The organism is Bradyrhizobium sp. Crot121, from assembly GCF_059512385.1.
Genome location: NZ_JCAMOR010000560.1, coordinates 1 through 273, shown reverse-complemented (window position 1 = coordinate 273; position 273 = coordinate 1). Strand labels below are relative to the sequence as shown.

Here is a 273-nt window from a genome sequence, read left to right as displayed (position 1 = left end):
GCACCTAGCCAAGCGAGAGTTCTGGCCCCCGTTTCTTAGGAGCGCGTGCTATTGTGTCGGCACACAGGAGGGAGACGCGATGTCGACGTCAAAGAAGCCGCTGAAGCCCGACGATTTTCCCGTGAGTGCCGAAGGCAAAACGATCAAGAAGCAGGACGGCACGCCGATCGCGACGACGGAAGATTCACCTATCGCTGATGACGTGGCCGAGCGCCTCAATGAGGACGAAGCCCGCCGCGAAGAAGATAAGTGGGCCTGATCTTCCGTCGTCGA

The 273-nt window shown here is 59.3% G+C and carries 1 protein-coding gene; it reads left to right on the top strand.

Annotation, left to right across the window (positions count from 1 at the left end):
- Nucleotides 1–79: 79 nt before the first annotated feature.
- Nucleotides 80–259: a hypothetical protein gene (locus AC5ZGW_RS47910; RefSeq protein WP_130232076.1), complete on the top strand. Its 180-nt coding sequence runs from the start codon at nucleotides 80–82 to the stop codon at nucleotides 257–259.
- The last annotated feature ends 14 nt before the right edge of the window (nucleotides 260–273 follow it).

Bases quoted from the DNA above. Each gene is read 5' to 3' on its own strand.
- AC5ZGW_RS47910 (WP_130232076.1), top strand. From the start codon at position 80: ATGTCGACGTCAAAGAAGCCGCTGAAGCCCGACGATTTTCCCGTGAGT.